General features: G+C 37.8%; 11 protein-coding genes. 8 read left to right on the top strand and 3 right to left on the bottom strand.

The window, feature by feature from the left end:
* The first annotated feature begins 49 nt into the window (after positions 1-49).
* The 5 genes from J0L69_01340 (at position 50) to J0L69_01320 (ending at position 7,645) form a co-directional block, all read left to right on the top strand.
* Positions 50-2,611: a PKD domain-containing protein gene (locus J0L69_01340; protein ID MBN8691803.1), complete on the top strand. Its 2,562-nt coding sequence runs from the start codon at positions 50-52 to the stop codon at positions 2,609-2,611.
* An 81-nt stretch (positions 2,612-2,692) separates the two neighbouring features.
* Positions 2,693-3,661 (top strand): hypothetical protein, encoded by a 969-nt coding sequence (locus J0L69_01335; GenBank protein ID MBN8691802.1) that lies wholly within the window; start codon positions 2,693-2,695, stop codon positions 3,659-3,661.
* Entirely contained in the window at positions 3,658-6,807 is a 3,150-nt protein-coding gene (locus J0L69_01330) for a SpoIIE family protein phosphatase (protein MBN8691801.1), read from the top strand. The genes J0L69_01335 and J0L69_01330 overlap by 4 nt, the downstream gene beginning before the upstream one ends.
* A gap of 3 nt (positions 6,808-6,810) precedes the next feature.
* The gene (locus tag J0L69_01325; GenBank protein MBN8691800.1) at positions 6,811-7,296 is read left to right on the top strand and encodes a hypothetical protein; all 486 of its coding nucleotides are present in this window, start codon (positions 6,811-6,813) and stop codon (positions 7,294-7,296) included.
* The gene (locus tag J0L69_01320; protein MBN8691799.1) at positions 7,283-7,645 is read left to right on the top strand and encodes a SiaC family regulatory phosphoprotein; all 363 of its coding nucleotides are present in this window, start codon (positions 7,283-7,285) and stop codon (positions 7,643-7,645) included. Before J0L69_01325 ends, J0L69_01320 begins: the two co-directional genes overlap by 14 nt.
* A 196-nt stretch (positions 7,646-7,841) precedes the next feature.
* On the opposite strand, the gene J0L69_01315 is transcribed toward J0L69_01320, so the two are convergent.
* Genes J0L69_01315 through ytxJ form a run of 3 tightly spaced genes read right to left on the bottom strand, consistent with a single transcriptional unit; the run spans position 7,842 to position 10,840 of the window.
* Positions 7,842-8,504, bottom strand: coding sequence for a response regulator transcription factor (locus J0L69_01315; protein ID MBN8691798.1), 663 nt, complete (start codon positions 8,502-8,504; stop codon positions 7,842-7,844).
* A complete protein-coding gene (locus tag J0L69_01310; GenBank protein ID MBN8691797.1) occupies positions 8,501-10,468 on the bottom strand; it encodes a hypothetical protein in 1,968 nt (655 codons plus the stop codon). Before J0L69_01310 ends, J0L69_01315 begins: the two co-directional genes overlap by 4 nt.
* Before the next feature lie 45 nt (positions 10,469-10,513).
* Complete coding sequence (ytxJ, locus tag J0L69_01305) at positions 10,514-10,840, bottom strand: bacillithiol system redox-active protein YtxJ (GenBank protein MBN8691796.1); 327 nt, start codon at positions 10,838-10,840, stop codon at positions 10,514-10,516.
* 103 nt (positions 10,841-10,943) lie between these two features.
* Here ytxJ and J0L69_01300 point away from each other — a divergent pair, with 103 nt between their 5' ends.
* From J0L69_01300 to J0L69_01290, 3 genes are all read left to right on the top strand, one after another.
* Positions 10,944-12,242 carry a carboxypeptidase regulatory-like domain-containing protein gene (locus J0L69_01300; protein ID MBN8691795.1) on the top strand — a complete coding sequence of 433 codons (1,299 nt, stop codon included), beginning with the start codon at positions 10,944-10,946 and terminating at the stop codon, positions 12,240-12,242.
* Positions 12,243-12,367: 125 nt separating this feature from the next.
* On the top strand, positions 12,368-14,821 hold the full coding sequence (locus tag J0L69_01295) for a carboxypeptidase regulatory-like domain-containing protein (protein ID MBN8691794.1): 2,454 nt from the start codon (positions 12,368-12,370) through the stop codon (positions 14,819-14,821).
* 21 nt (positions 14,822-14,842) lie between these two features.
* Entirely contained in the window at positions 14,843-15,319 is a 477-nt protein-coding gene (locus J0L69_01290) for a C40 family peptidase (protein ID MBN8691793.1), read from the top strand.
* Positions 15,320-15,340 lie beyond the last annotated feature (21 nt).

The following is a 15,340-nucleotide window of genomic DNA, read 5'->3' as shown; positions in this document are numbered from 1 at the left end:
TCAAACCTTACAGTACGATACAACCAAAATAAAGATCCTTCCGCTGTCGATGCTCAATACCAAGGATGGCGAATATTCCCCTTATCGCTATAAAAACAACTTTTTTTTCATCTCCGACCGTGAAAATGAGTATGCAGTTGTGTATTACGACAACGCCACATCGAAGCAATTTACCGATTTGTACAAATGTTTATTGCTCGATTCGGTGAATTTTACAAAACCCGATCTCATTAGTAAGCAACTGAAGACAAAATATTACATCGGCCCGAGTTGTGAGACCGATAAGGGCTATTACTGCACGGTGAATAATGAAGGGGTATTGCGGAAACGTAAAACACTTCCTCTGCAAATTTCATTTTTAGAGAAAGACACCATCAACAAAAAAGTAAAAAAGCCAAAGAAAATAACATTCGGATTACATGATACGGTTTCCTGTGCACAACCAAGTGTGTGGGCAGATACACTGATGTTCTTTGCAAGTAATATTGGAAGTGGTTACGGAAAAATCGATTTGTTTTACAGTGTTAAGCGCGATGGCATCTGGCAATTACCAATGAATTGTGGCGCGAAAGTTAATTCAGAGTACAATGAATCGTTTCCGTACTATGTAAATGGAAAATTGTATTTCGCATCCGACAGACCCGGAGGATTTGGCGGACTTGATATCTATGCGGTTGATTTATTTAATCCGGATGCTCAACTTGAATTGCTCAGCAATCCGATTAATTCCTCATCCGATGATTTTGGAATTTGTATGGACACCAATCAGGTGAGTGGTTATTTCAGCAGTAATCGCAGTGGTAATGATGATTTGTATTACTTCAAAAACATTTTCCCTTCATTCAAGAATTGTAAAGACATGAAGGATAATTTGTATTGCTATACGTTTTACGAAGAGGCCAGTATGGATTCTAAAGATACTTTGGGCATGACTTACGAATGGAGTTTTGGTGATGGCGCAAAGAAAAGAGGATTAGAAGCCAGTCATTGCTTCGAGAATGAAGGAATTTACAATGTTGAACTAAACGTGGTAGACAAAACGACAGGATTACTTTTCTTCAATGAAGTAACCTATGAATTTGAAATTAAAAACGAAAAGCAACTGTACATTCATGCGCCCGATACAGTGAAAACAGGGTTGGAAGTGCTTATACATCCTTACTACACCAACCTCGACAGTGTGCAAATAGATAAATATTACTGGGACTTTGGTGACAATAACTATTCTTTTCAGGATGCACCAAAGCACGCCTATCAAAAAGAAGGAACCTATGTAATCACGCTTGGTGTTACAGGAAAGAGAAACAATTTGCCGTTTAAAGATTGTGCCACCAAAAAAATTAAAGTCAACAATTTAACCGACAGCACGGTGTATTCTTTCACGCCTCCAAAAAAACCAAAGAAAAAGGAGGACATGAAAAAACAATTGTTGGATAGCCTTGAAAAATACGATAAGCCATTTCATGATTTCATTGTAAAAATGGAGAAGTTGGATTCCATTGCCATTGCGAATAACGACGGAAAGCCATTAACCACTCCAAACATTAACGGACGCGACACAAGCATTCGCTTCAAAGTTCATGTGGGAGTTTCAGAGGAAAAAATTGACCCGAACAATCCGGTGTTTAAAGGACTTCAGGTGATAACAGCGTTGCGTAAGGATAGTTTGTATCACTATTTCCTCGGTAGCGAAAAATCCCTGTCCGATATTTTACCGTATTATGAAAAAGCGCAAAAGGCCGGATTTAAATCGTCAATTGTGAGTTTATTCTTAAGTGATTCACTTATCAATAATCCGAATATGCAATATCGTTACATGCTTCATAAGGATACATTGGAACAGGCACCTGTTATCACCAATACTTTACTTGCAACTTCAACACCAACTGTAGGTAAAGACCCTGTAAACACCAATAATGTAAAAGACCCGATTACCAGTGTAAAAACAAACACCACGCAAGTAAACACCAATACAAATCAGCAAACTGCCACGCCAACCAAAACAACAACTGTTATTCCTGACTATGTTCCTGCATCAGGAGAAATAACGTATCGCGTGCAAATAGGAGCTTATCAAAATAAAAAACCTAAGAATGCTTTTGGAAAAGTTAGCGGTGTCATTGAAGAGAAAACAGAAGAGGGTTGGTACAAATACATGACGCAGGATTTAAAAACATTGGAAAACGCTAACGACGTTAAGAATGCATTGTTACAAATGGGGTATACGCATGTGTTTATTACGCCTTATCAAGATGGTAAACGGATTAGTATAGTTGAAGCGGTAGAAAATGAAATCAGCATCTTTTTTGATTTAAATTCTTCCATAGTTGTTAAAGATGAATTAGAAAAATTGGATTATTATTTCAGAAATTTCTCTGCCAAAAGAATAAATCAAGTTACGTTGGAAGGACATGCCTGTTACCTCGGACCAACCGATTATAACTATCAACTCAGTAAGCGAAGGGTGTTTGCGGTTGAGAAGGAAATTAAAGTATTTACCAATGCGACCATTATTCCTAAGTTTTTTGGCGAAACGACACCGAAATACGATAATTCTGCAGAAAAAACACGCCGTTTGAACCGAAGAGTAGATGTGAAAATTAATCGTTAAAACAGTTATTTTATCAGGAAAAACAGACAAATAATTGGAATATTTTTTTTATTTTGGGTGACTAAACCTATATCATCATTTATGAAAAAAAGCATCTCCCCATGGCTCGTTTTTCTAAGTCTATTTATTGGCCTTAATTTATCGGCGCAGCCATTTCCATCCGAAGATGAGAAAATTCAACACTTTACTGTTTTCAGCAAAGGAGGTAAACCTTCCTTTGGTGATGATGATAATGCTACTATTTACTTCTTCGTTATTCCTGAAAAATCGAATGACCCTTTTTACATTCGGGTATTTGATCCGGATATCGGCGGAACTATTGATGAAAAAGTAGCAGCTTTCAATTCCAAAACAAAATATTCATTTTATGGCGGAAAGGGAGCACATTCTGATAAAGACGCGCAATCAGATTCGCCAAAAGGCAATTACAAATCCGGTGTATTTATTACCGGTAAAACTTTTGGTGAAGATCCTACAACAGATGGCAATTGGTATAGTTTCGGCCCCTTTAATCCAAAAGAAGGAGAGTTGCAAACTGAAAACGGCGGTTATGTTTTTAAAGTAGTGATTGAAGGTCTTGAAGGAGACGATGGAAATTTATTTAAAATGTATTTGTCGTCGCAAAAAGATAAAAACGTAAAAGTAGAGGGCGGAAACGCGTTTTGCTATGAGTATACTTTTCGCTTAGCGGAAGACATGACATCGGTGTGCCATATTTATCCATTTATTCCGCCGGACGTAACAAGTTGCGAAGTGAGTGTGTTTGATTATGATGATGCCGGAATTGTTCGCGTTGTTTCTGTGGCTAAAAAGGGCGACATGTCGGGTTCAAGCACTGAAGGAACCTGGTCGCAGATTAAATTTCCGATTACAACCGAAGAGTTAAATACTTCATTAGATATTCAATTCATCAATAAAAGAGCCGTTAAAAATAATAACGTTGCTGTTACAATTAAAAATCAATACGGAAAATTACTCGCATTTTATGCGACACCAATTGGTGGCGTTCCAAAGTTTAAGTATAAAATCGGAGTGAAGCCGGCCAAATGAAAAAACACTTAGTAATACTTCTAGCCTTTTTTGCTTCTCTTGCCATTGCTCAAGAGTATAAGTTCAGTGTGTTCGGCCAGGAAGAAGGATTACCACAGCCTTACGTATATGATATTATCCAAGCGAAGAATGGGTTTTTATACATAGCAACCGGTGATGGATTGGCAACGTATGGAGGACAGCGCATCAGTAAATTCAGTAAACGCGTTGGCTTATCTGAAAATTTTTGCAGTGCATTATACGCCGATTCAAAACAAAGGATATGGATCGGACATTTTGAAGGAGGGATAAGTTGTTATGAAAATGGGCAATTCAAAAAAATTAAAACATCTTCAGCGCAAGCTGCCAAGGTCATTGCCATCGCTGAAGATGCCAAGCAAACTATTTATTACGCCAATTCGGCGGGTTCTATTTACACAATCGCGGGTGATAGCATTGTGCCATTTTTAATCGAAGAGTTACCGCCTGTAAGCGAAATTAGAATCAAAGATAATCAAATGTTTATTGCCAGTCAGGAAGGTTTGTTGGTAATTGACTTAAGCTCGGGAAAAAAGGAGTACAAGGCTATCGGTAATACAAAGGACAAGAATGTGACTTGTATCGAGTTTGTGAATAACGAAATTTTTGCCGGGATTGATGAAGTAGGTATTGAATGTATACGAAGAGAGAATAAAAGTTTTACTACCGTTACAACCTATTCAACCGAATTAAAAAGCAAATCTCTTAATGTAAAAGATATTTGTTTTAAAAACGGCTCAGAATTATGGGTGTCGTTAACTAATGAAGGTTTATCTGTTTTAAAATTTAATAACAGTAAACAAATAGAAAAGCAATTAACCATTGCCCCTAAGAATGGATTGGGAAGTGTATTCATTAGTAAAATCTTCCTTGATAAAGAACAAAACTTATGGTTAGGAAGTATAGGAAGTGGTTTGTTCCAATTTATTTCCGACCGATTCGAATTGTTTAATAAGAAGAATTTTCTGGATTTCGATAACGTGATTACAGTGGCGGTTGATGATGCCGACAATGTATTTGTAGCTGACGAATCAACTGTGCTTGCGTTTAATCCTAAGGATAGTTTGAAAACAAAATTAAATTTATGCGGCACCGGTGAAATCATTCGTTGTTCCTACCTTAATAAAGCTACAAATGAATTGTGGATAGGAACCGACAAAAATTTATATATAATGGATGTAACCGGCGGCAAACCTAAATTAAAATCCACCTTGGCCGATTTTAAAGAAAAGGCCATCAATTATATTTCAAAAGACAATCTCGGTCAAATTTTGGTGTGTACGATTGAGGGCTTGTATTATCTGAATGAAAAAAATGTAGTCGTTAAAGTTTTTAATACGGATGGCGGAGCACCGCATAATAATTTTACGGCTTTCTTCGTTGATCAACTGGATCGCTATTGGATTTTTTCTCCAATGACTCCGCTCTATAATTTGTATAACGGTGAGATCACACTGGAAAAAGATTTGGACTCATCTGTTTCGTTCCGTTTTAATTCAGCTACAATAGATAAAAACGACATGGTATGGTTTGGTACCGAGGGCGATGGCGTATTTACTTACAAAAAGAACCGTAATCCTAAATACCAGCGATTTACTTCATCTAAAGGTTTGGCCTCTGATTACATCTATGGAATTATGGCGACCAATAACGGCGATGTAATTACTTGCCATAAAAACGGAATTAGTGTAAAGTACGCGAGTTTAAAAACATTCAGAGCTATTAATAAGAATAGCGGATTGCCCGCTAACACAATTAACAGTAATGCTATTTTCAAAGACAAGAATGGTTATGTTTGGATAGGAAGTACGGAAGGATTGATAAAGTACAGTCCGATGCAGGATAAAATAAACTCCATTCCGCCTGTGCTCTCTGTTCTTCGGTTAACATTTAATGATTCAGTGAAAAGCACAACCGACACCAACTTTGTTTTTGATTATGGTAAGTATGAATTAAATATGGAAGTGATTGGCGTATCTTTGACAAACCCTGCCGGAGTAACTTATAGATATAAATTGGAGGGTTTTGAAGATAAATGGAGAACCGGTGACGATGGCCGAATTGCATACCCGGGATTAGCGGATGGAAATTACCGTTTTATTATTTACGCAAAGAATGATGATGGATTTGAATCACAGCAACCATTAACGTTTAGTTTCAGCATTAAAGAACCAATTTGGAAAAAAGCCTGGTTTTATGTTGTTATTGGCGGTGTTTTAATAGGCGGAATCTTTTTGTTTTTCAGAGCCAGAACCATCAAATTGCAGCAAGAGAAAATTAAGTTGGAGGAGATGGTAACGGAGAAAACAAAAGAATTGGTTGTTGAAAAGGAACGAGTGGAAAAAGCCAACGACCTATTACACGAAAAGAATAGAGATATTACAGATAGTATTACTTACGCGAAGCGCATTCAGAATGCAGTGTTACCTCAAACAGAAAATATGTTTAAGGAACTAAATCTGTTTGTACTGTATAAACCTCGTGACATAGTTAGTGGAGATTTCTATTGGTATTACTCTACACCACAATATAATTATGTAGCGGTAGTGGATTGTACCGGACATGGTGTACCGGGTGCATTTATGAGTTTGTTAGGCTCCACCTACATTGATCAGGTTATGATTGAAAATAAAGATCCTCTTCCTTCACAAGTTTTGTATGAATTAGACAAAAAAATTTACGCGGCATTTAAGCAAAATAATCCGGATAATAAAATTGGTGATGGAATGGACATGGTTATTTGCAGAATCACCAAAGATAAAAGGGAAATTACGATTGCTTCAGCAAACCGCCCCATCTACTATTTCATAGATGGCGAATTAAAGGAAACCAAAGCAAATGTATTCTCCATCGGAGGATATTTTGACGGGAACGACAAAGTATATACCGAGATTTCTTATCAAATAAATAAAGGCGATTCGTTTTATATGTTTAGTGATGGTTATGGCGATCAGTTTGGCGGAGAAAAGAACCGGCGTTTTTCTACTAAACGAATGAAACAAATCTTTACAGATATGCAATTACTCGGTTCAGATGAACAGCGCGAAATTTTGGATAAGGAGTTTGAAACATGGAGAGGGGAGAATGAGCAAATTGATGATGTTTGTGTAATCGGAATTAAATTTTAATAAATGATAAAGAAAGGCGACATAACAAACAGATACATTTTATATTACGAAGGAGAGGTTGACGAAACCGTGTTAGTTTTTTTTATTAAAAAAATATCTGACACGAGGTTATTACCTAACCGCGCAAAGAGTCATATTAAATTTATTTTGATCGAGTTAATTACGAATATAATTTCCCATTATTCATCCAGTTCTTATGGTATAATTTCTCTGGAGGATAACGAAGGGCAAGTAATTATCACCTGCGGGAATTACGTAAGTGACGCGAATTTAAAGCGAATTGAGTCTAATCTCGATGTGGTTAAGCGAATTAAAAATGTAAAGGATCATTATAATGAGCAGCTGAAATCTGTTTCCTATGATAAGTCGGTTAATTTGGGTTTGATTGAAATCTACAATCGCTGTAAAGGAAATTTAAAATTAAACAGTAAGCAAACAGGAAAAAATTTATTCGTAACATTTAAAATTAAGTTAGATGATATTAATTGAGGCCAGAGAAAATTCACCCTACATTTGTTTAGACCCTTCACAGCATTATATGATTATGAAGGGAAACTCATTTATGGCAAACCCAAGCCAGTTCTATTCCTCATTAAATACATGGTTATTGGGATATAGAGTACCGGACGGCGAAATGTTTAGAATCGACATTACAATGGGCTACTATAATACCAGCAGTATCCAAATCATGAATTTGTTTCTTAAAACAATTAATCAAAACAATCCGGGGAAGGTAAATTTGAAATTCTTTATTGATAAAGAAGAAGAAGATTTAGCCGAAAGCGCAAATACTTTGGTTTTTAATACCGGACTTACGCCTACAATAGAATTGTTTTAAAGCGCAAAAATCGCGGAAGCCAAAACTGAGCTTAACAGAAAAAACCAAAATAAAAAGGTTTGTAAATCCTGAATAGAAGTAAATCGGTTGCGTATAAACTTGTTCATGGGGATGAAAGTTTAGGCAATTTAAAATTTTAGTTCTTTAGATTATCAGCGACGTATACTTTATTGAGTGAGGTAGTATAACTATTGAGTTAAAACTCGTTTAAGGCTGATAACAGTTCCTTGTTTTCGTTAATCCAAAGCACAAGGCTATTGTTTCGAGGTGGTAAACCCAATTTCTGACAAATTTTTGAGCGATAGTTTTCGATGGTTTTCTCAGATAAAAACAAAAGTTCTGCTATTTCTTTTGATGTTTTGTTGTTGTTAACCAACTTCAATGTTTTTAACTCGCCCTGACTTAAATTTTTAAGCTTCTCAAGCATTTCTTGTTTTTTCTTATCCTCAAAAGTGATTTCGTTGTAAGCATTTTGCAAGGCGGGACCAATGTATTTCTTGTTGTCGCGTACTTTTTGAATACAATCCATTAATTCGTTTACCGCGAAATCTTTTAATACAAAACCACTTGCACCTTCTATCATCGCTTTCCGGATCATTTCTTTTTCCTTATACATGGTGAGAATAATCACCTTTGTATTAATACGGTTTAATCTGATTTTTTTAGTAACCTCCAAGCCATTCATCTCAGGCATATTGATATCTAAAATGGAAACTTGCGGCTTATGTTCTTCAATTTTATTCCATGCTTCCAGTCCGGTTGAACATTCAATGATTTCAACGCCCGGATAGGTATCAATTAAAAGATCTTTAAGGCCTTTTCTGAAAATAGGATGATCGTCGGCAATTAGTAATTTCATGACAGGTCAAATTTAAGAGTTAATTTAAATCCTTTGGTATCATTTTCATCAATAGTTAAGTTTCCACCAATAATTTTAGCGCGTTCTTTTATGGATAGAAGTCCAATACCGGATTCTTTAATATTTCCTTTTTTCCAATTACCATTATCCATGTAATTTAAGACGTACTCATTTTTACTGTGTTCGATTGAAATTTTTAATGCTGTTGCACCACTGTGTTTAATCGTGTTATTAATGCATTCTTGCAATATGCGGTAAATATGTGTTGCCGTCGCCATTGGAATTCTATCAGCTCCCGTAATATCGTAACTACACTCGATGTGATAATTGTTTTGAACACTTTCGGTTATTCCCGCAATAGCGCGTTCCAAACCGATTTTTTCGAGGTACGAAGGGTATAAGTTTCGTGAGATTTCTCGCGTTTGGTCAATTACACGCTCTATTTCTTTACTGATAATATCGGTGTTTTCAAATTGATTTTTGTTAGTGAATTTTGATTTTAAAATCGATAAGGATTGACCGATATCATCATGTAAATCCTTTGCTAAACGACTGCGTTCAGCCTCTGAATTTTTGATTAACTCCCTGCTAAAAGCAGCTTGTTGTTCACGTACGCTGCGGATGTAACGATTGTAAAGAAACATGGAAACAAGAAAGATTAAGAGCAAAGAAGCACCGATTGTTATCCAACGGATAAAGCGCTCTTCCTGATTACTTTTTTCGAGTAAAATGGATTTTGTTTTTTCCTTTTCCAATTCAATTTCTTTCGCTTGTACATTGTATTTGAGTTGTAATTCCTCTAAGGCTTTACTATTTAATTTCGATTCAAGTTCTTTTTCGCTGGAGGTGAATAGCAAATAATATTCCAGTGCTTTCTTGTAGTTTTTTTGTCTATTATAAAGTTCGTAAACGGCGAGGTAATATTGCGATTCCTGCTCTTTGTTTTTAGATTTTAAAATTAACTGATGGGCTCTATTAAGCGTATTCTCTGCATCTTTAAACTTACTAAGTTCAATTTCTATCTGACTTTTACCAAGTAAAGCTTCCGTCATTTCATTTTTTAAATCAAATTTTTCCAATACATGAATGGCACTGTCGGCATACTGTAAACCTAGTTTTGGATTTTTATTCTGTACATAAGCGGCGCCTAAATTCGCATAAGCGCTTGCTAATTCTAAGGGGTGATGATTGGCAGAAGCATATTCAATTACCTCGGCAAATAATTCATGCGCTTCTTTATAATTTTCTTTAGCCAGTAAAATCAGGCACATATTAAGCTTAGCATGACTTTGAAGACGTTTGTTGTTTATTTTTCTAGAAATTTTAATCACCTCTGAAAAATCAAGCAAGGCATTATCAATGTCGTTTAATACGTATTTAATCAATCCAAGATTATTGTGAAATGTAGCTTCATAGTAAGGTAGATTTTTGGTTTTTGCGAGATCGAGTCCTTCTACATAATAACGTGCGGCCGCATCCGATTTACCGGCATCATTATTTAACACACCAAACATATTAAGTATTTCTGCCTGATTTTCGACATCACCACCGGCTATGGCTTCTTTCTCCAGTATTTTGATTTTTTTTTCAATCTGTTCTAATGGTTCTGTTTCACTTTCAATGTACGTTAAGCGTAAGCGTGCCAATACACTCAGGTGGGATGATTTTGCAAGTTGCGCTTCTTTTAGTGCCAATTCATAATAATATTTCGCACGCGCATAATTGATAGTATAGAAGAAGTGATTGCCGTAATAGATATTTAATTCTGAAAGAAGTTCATGTTGATTAAAGTCCTTTCCTTCCTTTAATACTTCCACTCCCGCCTTAAAAACTTTTAATGAATCGTAGTAAGAAGCATCTCGTACGCCATCCATTAATTTTTTTATTAATGAATCGTTTTGTGCATTTAATGTTAATGTAAAGGCAATAAATGCTCCCAATAATATCTGTACTGTTTTTCGCAAACGGCTAATAATATAACGCCAAATTAACGATTACTAATTAAAGTATCAATGGTTAAGAAGTTCGCTGATGTTAATTCCGGAATGACTTTGGTGGGCGGTACAAATTCCGTTAACAATCAACATGGCTTGTGGCGATTGGTGAGTAACTTTATAGCGACTACTAATAGCATCTGAAACATCGCGGTGACTTAATAAATCCAAATAAAACGCTTTAAGATTATAATCATCTTTCCATTTGCTTTCAACACGACTGAGCGCCATATTACTTATACTGCAACGCGTGCTGTGTTTAAAAACCATCACCGGCTGAATTTTTGATAATTCATCAATCTCAGAAAGTTGATCAAGAGATGTAAGTGCTATCCAGTTCATGTTTTTTGGTAAAGGTATGGATATTAATAAATACCGTATTAGTCTTTATAAAATTATTTTCCGTCATGAGAGCTTAATTACTATCTTAGATACCTCTTAATTTATGAACAGAATTATTATCTTTTTTAGTCTTTTTTCCTGCCTCGCCAATTTTTATTGGGCGCAAAACTGGTCGGTGAAAATCAGCAGTAATGTTGAATTACGCACCTGGAAACTGACGACTAAGGCTGATAAAGAAGAAAAATCTTTGTTAGGAGCTTCCATCACCTTGTATCAAGGCGCTAAAATAATCAGTCAGGGTACCAGCGACGGCAATGGCGATTTTAGTGTAATGGTTCCCGGAAACGGCGAGTATGTTTTAACCGTTTCTTATCCCGGGTGTAATGCGAAAAAATTCTCTATCGTAACAACCGGTGTGCCGCAAGAACTGCAAAACGACCCGACCTGGAAACCTAGTTTTAGTATTGGCGGATTTGTGATGGCAAAACCATTTCCCGGGATTGATTATTCTGGCTTGCAACAAACATTAGTGAAAGTAGTTTATGAAGCTAAAATAAAAAACTTTGACGATGATGAACCATACACGGATGCAGGCTTGGGCATTGTGATGAAAATAGCGAGTGCTGAAAATATTCTTATTAATAATTTTTGTAACACCAATAAGCAAGGAGATATTGCATTGGCAAAACCGGACTGTCCATTGGCAAAAATGCTGTACGAAAAAGCGATCGCGATGATTCCCGGAGAGCAGTATCCTGTAGAACAATTAAAAAAAGTGGGCGACTGTTTAAAAGCTAAGGAAGAAGCGGCACAGAAAGCTGCTGAGGCTGCTAAAGCAAAAGAAGAGGCCGATAAAATTGCCAAGGAAAAGGCAGCTGCCGATAAAGCAGCCAAAGACCAAGCTGCCAAGGATAAAGCAGCGGCCGATAAAATAGCAAAAGAGAAAGCGGCTGCAGACAAAGCTGAAAAAGATAAAGTCGCGAAAGAAAATGCAACCGCGAAAAACAAAACAGCATCTGAAAAGGCAGCGGCAGATAAAGCAGCAAAAGAGAAGGCTGCTAAAGAGAAGGCTGAAAAAGACAAAATAGCCAAGGAGAAAGCGGCATCGGAAAAACCAAAACCTGTTGCTAAAACGGAACAGCCGAAGCCAAAGGAAATGCCACCACCTGAAGAGGAACAATTAGGCGATCCTGATAAGAGCGATAGTAAGCATAAGGTACCACAAGTTTTGGGTGGCGCATCAGCTAAATACAAAGAAGCTTTAAATAAGGCAGAAGGATATTTTAAAATGAAACGTTATGCAGAGGCAAAAACAGCATATGAAGATGTTCTGAAAGTAAAACCTGCTGATCCATACGCTACCAATAAACTCGCTGAAGTAAATAAATTACTTGCGAAGTAAATGAGCCTCATAATCGTTAATTAACTTTTATAACTCCTGGTAATTAGCGCTTTTTCTTCATTCTTTTTCAATAAAGTGTTGAGATATTTTATTTATTTTTAAATATTAATTCGAATACAGAGTTTATGATGAAGAGAGTGTTGCCGGCAATAATGCTGGTGTTTTTAACCGGTTGGATTTTTTCTCAAACCCCCGATTGGACTTTAAAATTTAGTAGTGTTGTTGAAAAAGACGGTCAGCCTTGTCCCGGCGCTTTAATTACTGTTTCTTCCGGTGCTACAAAAGTAGCCAGTGCCGTAACCGCAGGTGATGGAAATTTTATGGTGGAAATTCCACCTAACGGAAATTATGTTGTAACAATTTCAAAGGATGGATGTAATTCAAAAAAATTCTCCGTGAATACAACCGGCGTTCCTGCCGATATGAATAAAAGTAATTTTAAGGCGGTTGTAAAGATCGAAGGTGTCACCATGTCGAAGCCTTTGCCTACAATTGATTACTCGGCTTTAAGTCAGCCAATGACGCAAATTTCTTACAATCCTTCCAAGAAGAAATTTATGGATGATGAAGTGTACACTAGTCAGATGTTAGGTGCACTCATGAAAATCAGAGAAGCGGAAAGAATCTTATTAGAGAAATATGCAGCAGCCAACAAAGCCGGTGACGCGGCCTTAGTAAAAAACGATTGTGAAAACGCAAAGATAAATTATGAAACGGCGAATAAATTGTTGCCGGATGAATCGTATCCCAAGGAACAGCTCACTAAAGTAAACAATTGTTTTAAAGCGAAAGAAGACGCTAAAAAGAAAGCGGAAGAAGAAGCTGCAGCAAAAGCGAAAGCAGATGCAAAAGCCAAGGCCGAAGCAGATGCCAAAGCTAAAGCGGAAGCAGAGAAATTGGCTGCTGAAAAAGCCGCTGCTGAAAAAGCCGCAGCGGAAGCGAAAGCCAAGGCCGAAGCAGAACGATTAGCGGCAGAGAAAGCCGCAAAAGAAAAGGCGGATGCAGAAGCGAAGGCAAAAGCGGAAGAGGAGAGAATTGCAAAGGAGAAAGCGGCTGCGGAAGCTAAAGCAAAAGCGGAGGAAGAAGCCAAAGCAAAAGCCGAAGCAGAAAGAATTGCGAAAGAAAAGGCAGCTGCCGAAAAAGCTGCACAAGAGAAAGCCGCAGCGGAAGCCAAAGCGAAGGCAGATGCAGAAGCGAAGGCTAAAGCAGAGGAAGAACGAATCGCAAAAGAAAAGGCAGCAGCAGAAGCGAAAGCGAAGGCCGAAGCAGAAAAATTGGCTGCCGAAAAAGCAGCCGCTGAAAAAGCCGCTCAGGAAAAAGCCGCTGCAGAAGCCAAAGCAAAGGCGGAAGCAGAAGCTAAGGCCAAAGAAGAGGCCGATCGTATAGCAAAGGAGAAAGCCGCAGCGGAAAAAGCAGCTGCTGATAAATTAGCGAAAGAAAAAGCAGCTGCTGAAGCTAAAGCGAAAGCAGAGCAAGAAGCGAAAGCAAAAGTAGAAGCAGAACGTTTAGCAAAAGAGAAAGCAGAGGCTGAAAAAGCGGCTGCAGAGGCGAAAGCAAAAGAAGAGCAAGCAAAGTTAGCTGCTGAAAAAGCTGCAAAGGAAAAAGCAGAGGCAGAAGCGAAAGCTAAGGCCGAAGAAGAGGCAAAAGCAAAAGCCGCCGCCGATAAAGTGGCAGCAGAGAAAGCCGCAGCAGAAAAGGCTGCCGCTGATAAACTGGCAAAAGAGAAAGCAGATGCTGACGCAAAAGCGAAAGCCGAAGAAGAGGCGAAAGCAAAAGCGGAAGCAGATCGTATAGCAAAGGAAAATGCAGCCGCGGAAAAATTAGCAAAAGAAAAGGCAGAGGCTGAAGCTAAATTAAAAGCAGAACAAGACGCGAAAGCAAAAGCGGAGGCAGATAAAATAGCGGCTGAGAAAGCTGCACAAGAAAAGGCCGCCGCTGATAAAGCCGCTGCCGAATTGAAAGCGAAAGCGGATGAGGAAGCAAAAGCCAAAGCAGCCGCAGATAAGTTAGCGGCTGAAAAAGCAGCAGCGGATAAGGCTGCTGCCGATAAGATTGCAAAGGAAAAGGCTGCAGCAGAAAAAGCAGAAGCAGATAAACTGGCAAAAGAAAAAGCGGCCGCTGATAAAATTGCGAAAGAGCAAGCTGCAAAAGATAAAGCCGCTGCTGATAAATTAGCAAAGGAAAAAGCGGCTGCAGATAAAGCGAAAGCGGATCGTTTGGCGAAAGAAAAGGCCGCTGCCGATAAGTTGGCACAAGAACAAGCAGAGAAGGAAGCAAAGGAGAAAGCGGCTGCAGAAAAATTAGCGGCAGAACAAGCGGCTAAAGAAAAAGAATCGGGTGGAGGCTCCGCCGGTGAAGGACCTGAAAATGTAGATGGTGATGCACGAAGAAAAATAGCTCAACCGCTCGGACTAAGTTCGGTGAAATATAAAGAAGCTTTAAATAAGGCGGAAGGATATTTTAAAATGAAACGTTATGCAGAGGCAAAAACAGCCTACGAAGATGTTCTGAAAATAAAACCGGAAGATCCTTACGCTACTAAAAAATTGGCAGAGGTAAACACCTTGCTAAATAAATAACATCTTTTTTAAGATGTTCCTATGATGAGATCGTTTTTGATTTTCTTTTTTCTCTTTAATGTATGCTCCGGTTTTTCTCAACAGGCGCAAGCCGATTCTTTAATCGCATTTGCCAAAAAGCATTTGGGAACAAAATACTGCTATGCTAATTGCACGCCGCAAAAGGGATTCGACTGCTCAGGATTTGTATATTATGTATTCGGACATTTTAATATTAAAGTGCCGCGCGCGAGTATGGACTATGAAAAACAGGGTAAAATCATTCATCCTGATTCGGCTCGCCCCGGTGATATAATTGTTTTTACCGGAACAAATGTGAAAGTGCGTAAACCCGGACATGTTGGCATAGTACTCTCGCATCCCGGTGAGGAAATGAAATTCATACATTCTTCTTCCGGCAAAAAAGCAAACGGCATTATCATCACATCGTATTCTTCCTCACCCTATTATAAAAAACGTTTTATTAAGGTGGTACGAATTGACTCAGTGATTCCATAATTTGAAATTGATTTTATACAT

The organism is Bacteroidota bacterium, assembly GCA_017303905.1.
Taxonomy (GTDB): domain Bacteria; phylum Bacteroidota; class Bacteroidia; order B-17B0; family Aurantibacillaceae; genus JAHEYG01.
The sequence above is the reverse complement of the archived record's forward strand: the minus strand, read 5'-3'. Positions and strand labels throughout refer to the sequence as shown.

Bases quoted from the DNA above. Each gene is read 5' to 3' on its own strand.
- J0L69_01330 (MBN8691801.1), top strand. From the start codon at position 3,658: ATGAAAAAACACTTAGTAATACTTCTAGCCTTTTTTGCTTCTCTTGCC.
- J0L69_01295 (MBN8691794.1), top strand. From the start codon at position 12,368: ATGATGAAGAGAGTGTTGCCGGCAATAATGCTGGTGTTTTTAACCGGT.
- J0L69_01300 (MBN8691795.1), top strand. From the start codon at position 10,944: ATGAACAGAATTATTATCTTTTTTAGTCTTTTTTCCTGCCTCGCCAAT.
- J0L69_01320 (MBN8691799.1), top strand. From the start codon at position 7,283: ATGATATTAATTGAGGCCAGAGAAAATTCACCCTACATTTGTTTAGAC.
- ytxJ (MBN8691796.1), bottom strand. From the start codon at position 10,840: ATGAACTGGATAGCACTTACATCTCTTGATCAACTTTCTGAGATTGAT.
- J0L69_01290 (MBN8691793.1), top strand. From the start codon at position 14,843: ATGATGAGATCGTTTTTGATTTTCTTTTTTCTCTTTAATGTATGCTCC.
- J0L69_01315 (MBN8691798.1), bottom strand. From the start codon at position 8,504: ATGAAATTACTAATTGCCGACGATCATCCTATTTTCAGAAAAGGCCTT.
- J0L69_01335 (MBN8691802.1), top strand. From the start codon at position 2,693: ATGAAAAAAAGCATCTCCCCATGGCTCGTTTTTCTAAGTCTATTTATT.
- J0L69_01340 (MBN8691803.1), top strand. From the start codon at position 50: ATGCTCAATACCAAGGATGGCGAATATTCCCCTTATCGCTATAAAAAC.
- J0L69_01325 (MBN8691800.1), top strand. From the start codon at position 6,811: ATGATAAAGAAAGGCGACATAACAAACAGATACATTTTATATTACGAA.